Below are 3,676 nucleotides of genomic sequence, written 5' to 3' on the forward strand. Positions count from 1 at the left end.
TTGCCGCAGACAACCAGGTCAAGCTGCTCGCCGCACAGAACACCGCCAGCCAGAGCAGCACCAACTCCAGTAGCTCGGGCAGCATTGGAGTCAGCCTGGGCAGCAACACTGGCGTGACCCTCAGCGCCAGCAAGGGCAGGGGCAATTCGGATGGGCAGGACACCAGCTACACCAATACAAACATTACGGCAGGCAACACCGCCATCGTGCAAAGCGGCGGAGACACCAACCTCAAGGGCGCAGTCGTTACGGCCAACACCGTCAAGGCCAACGTGGGCGGTAACCTCAATATCGAGAGCTTGCAGGACACATCTACCTACAACAGCCAGCAAAGCAGCGCAGGCGGCTCCATCACGATTGGCCCAGGTTTCATTCCCACGGGCGGAGGCATCAGCGCCTCAAACAGCCATATCAACTCCAACTTCCAAAGCGTCAACGAGACCAGCGGCATCAAGGCCGGTGATGGGGGCTTTCAGGTCAATGTGCAAGGCAACACCGATTTGAAAGGCAGCGTGATTGCCAGCACCCAAGCAGCGGTGGATAACAACAAGAACAGCTTCCAGACCGGCGGCACCTTAAGTACCAGCGACATCCAGAACACGGCAAATTACAACGGCTCAGGCTACACCGTTTCGGCCAGCACAGGCTCAGGCCAGGACCCCAAGGGCAACACCATCTACATGCCCGGCGGTGGCGCGGGTGTTGCCAGCGCGCAAGGCAGCGCAAGCTCCGTGACCCAATCCGGTATCAGCGGCATTGCCGGCAATACAGCGGTCAGAACGGGCGATGCGGAAACGGGCATACAAAAGATATTTGATGCCCAGAAGGTGCAAAGAGAGATGGATGCGCAGATGGCCATCACTGCGGCATTTGGGCAGCAGGCTTCCAGAGCTGTGGGTGACTATGCAGGGCAAAAGCTCAAGGATGCGATAGCCAACAAAGACCAGGCCGAGATCGACAAGTGGAAGGAAGGCGGTTCTGCTCGCGTTGCGCTGCATGCCCTGGTGGGCGGACTCGCGGGTGATCTGGCTGGTGCAGCAGGTGCCGCTGCAAGTCAGAGCTTCATTCCTATGATTGGCGAAGAAATTGCCAAGCTGGACATTCCCGTCGAACTCAAGCAGGCACTGATAGCCGCAGCGGGAACAGCGATTGGGGCTACTGTAGGGGGCGCGGCTGGCGCGGCCAGTGGGTTCAATGGGACAGTGAACAATTACTTGACAGCCACCGATATTCGCAGCAAAGCACAGAAGTTATTAGGCTGCGAGGCTAATGACGATGTCGGGAAATGCAAAGTTGCCGTCTTGATCGAATATGACCTTCAGAATGCGAAGAACAGTGCAAGCATTAACTACAAAAGTGTTCTGAGCGAAAGCGCCCTCCAGGGGGAGAAAGAACAGTTAGAGCGACTACTGCAAGATGCTTCAATGAGTGACTCTGCGAAAGCTGAAGCACGAAAAAGCATTAATGAACTGACAGTTGCGATCAACGTCATTCAGAAATCGCCAATGCTGAGGGATGCCGCTGAACTTGGTCTAATAGTTGCAGATGTTGCATTGCTGGGCGAACTTGCCGCTGCAAAAGCGTTGACATCCACTGTTGTTAAGCAATTTATAGCGGCGAGAACTGGCAAGGAGATCACGCCGGATGCGGCGGCGATTATTGCCAACAATTTTTACAGAGATGGAGTCGCTAGCCCCCAAGCCTTGGCCACGTCAAGCGGTGTTGTGATTCAGGCCGTCCCGGGGAAAACCACTACGGTGCTTGGTAATTACGTGGCTGACATGCAGGGCATCATTACCGAGCAAACGGGCATTCCTAAGAGTATGGGGTATCTGGAGCCTAAGACGGGCGGCTTCAATGTGTTGAATGTTCCAGATGATTACGCTGCGGCTTTAATGAAGCAGAATCCTGAAGCATTCTGGAATCAAGTAAATAAGCCATTTTTGGACGCAGCGATACAGCGTGGAGATGAATTGTATTTGGCAACAAAACCTGATTTTCGCCCAATGAATAGTCTTGGTGGCGGCGGAAATATTGCGAAGGCGGACGGAACGTTAACTGGGTTTGGTCGAGAAATTGAGTATCTTTCGGAAAGAGGATACGTCTATCAACCCGCAACTGGGAAAATGGTGAAACGATGAGCAGCTCTCAAATAATCACGCAACAATGGTCCGCACTGGTGCAGTTGTATAAAGGTCTTAATGAGTTCGGTTTCTCAGAAAAAATATCCGAAGATGGCAGGGTTAAGCAGGCGGAGTTTGTCTCTACTCATTTCATTCTGATCGTTGGGGTAGATCAGTTGATGCAGGAAATTTCCGTTATCTGGCTTGACCCAAAAAAGAGAACGACCATTCCAGAGCCACTGCTAGGCTTATGCTATTTTTCCAAAAACATTGAAACTCTGATTGCTCGGTATTCATCCACAGACTTGATCTCGCAACACAAAACCACTCTCGCTCTATATCGGGAGAATCCATTCATTATCTCCAGCAGTTCTTGGCAATCCGAGCCGAGCTTTTGCAGGGCGCTGCAAGCGGTTAATGAATGGATGTGGAGTGAATTGCGAATACTCAAGCTTTGGGAATTTGAAAGAGCATTGCACGCGCTTCGCACTCCCGATGCGGATGCTAAAGCCGAGCTCTGGAACCTGACCTTGTGAAGCAAAACGCCTGGGTGATGGCTTCTACGAACAGCGCCTAATCAACGAACAAATTGCCCAGCTCACCGGCCAGCGCTTCCTGGCCAGCTACACCCGGCGACGAGCAGCAATGCGCTCTGATGGATGCAGGCATCACGCACGCCCAAAGCCGTTGCCAATCTGAGGCTTGAGTATGAGCAAGCCGCCCGCAACCTGCGCGCGGAAACCGACACGTTGCTTTCTCGGGGAGTGAGTGAAGAACAGGTTGGCCGTTGGGCTATGGAACAGCGAAATCAGTTAAAAATAACTTATCGAGATCTCACTCCACCAGTTCTGCTCGCGGAATTCGAAGCTCGGAATGTTGCCAAATATGGAAACTCTTTAGGGTCATCGGCGGAGCAACTTTTGGCATCTGGAAAATCATGGAAAGATATTATTGAGGCCGCATCACGATCTGGCGGTGCCGATTTGAATTTTTCACCTCCCGGGTTTTTGAAGTAAAAAGTATGAAATACAAGATTACGCCATTTTCGAGCAGTGAGAAATTTTCATTGGAGCTTCATGACTTCACACCAGAAGGCGGATATGAACTCTTTTTGCAAAGATTTTGCCAATTCGCAGAGGAGTCTTTTTTCGACTGGTTTCAAGGTGTCCAATCCGGGATTGGTCACATAACTTATCTTGGAACCACTCTGACTGTAGTATGGAATGATTTTCCCCAATCATTTAGTTTTGATTGCAGTAGTGAAAAATTGGCTGTCTCATTACAGAGTCAACTAGAACAATTTCTGCAAAATTAGAGGATGGAAGGGGTGTTGTCGCGTGGGATCGGTAGCGGCAACTTCGGAGCCAACAGCAGTATCGTCATCAGCGCAGGCAGCAACGCCGTCTTCTTTGACAGGGACAACTTCCTGACGGATGGGCAGAGCCGCGACGTGGGCAGCCAGATCAACGCGCAGGGCAACCTGAGGCTTGCAGCCGGAAACGACCTCAACGCCAAAGCCGCCAATGTGCAGGCCGGTGGCGCACTGACGGCCA

At 52.1% G+C, this 3,676-nt stretch carries 4 protein-coding genes and 1 pseudogene; all 5 read left to right on the forward strand.

What is annotated here, in order from left to right:
* The coding region (locus ACFQND_RS12445) for a hemagglutinin repeat-containing protein (protein WP_377413677.1) at positions 1-2,141 on the forward strand (2,141 nt) is incomplete at its 5' end.
* Positions 2,138-2,659 (forward strand): hypothetical protein, encoded by a 522-nt coding sequence (locus ACFQND_RS12450; protein WP_377413680.1) that lies wholly within the window; start codon positions 2,138-2,140, stop codon positions 2,657-2,659. The genes ACFQND_RS12445 and ACFQND_RS12450, both read left to right, overlap by 4 nt.
* A gap of 123 nt (positions 2,660-2,782) precedes the next feature.
* Entirely contained in the window at positions 2,783-3,139 is a 357-nt protein-coding gene (locus tag ACFQND_RS12455; protein ID WP_377413683.1) for a hemagglutinin, read from the forward strand.
* 5 nt (positions 3,140-3,144) lie between these two features.
* Positions 3,145-3,438 carry a hypothetical protein gene (locus tag ACFQND_RS12460; protein WP_377413686.1) on the forward strand — a complete coding sequence of 98 codons (294 nt, stop codon included), beginning with the start codon at positions 3,145-3,147 and terminating at the stop codon, positions 3,436-3,438.
* A 15-nt stretch (positions 3,439-3,453) separates the two neighbouring features.
* Positions 3,454-3,676, forward strand: a pseudogene (locus ACFQND_RS12465) (hypothetical protein); the annotation flags it as partial.

Origin of the sequence: Polaromonas aquatica, from assembly GCF_042659145.1 — a bacterium.
GTDB classification, from domain to species: domain Bacteria; phylum Pseudomonadota; class Gammaproteobacteria; order Burkholderiales; family Burkholderiaceae_C; genus Polaromonas; species Polaromonas aquatica.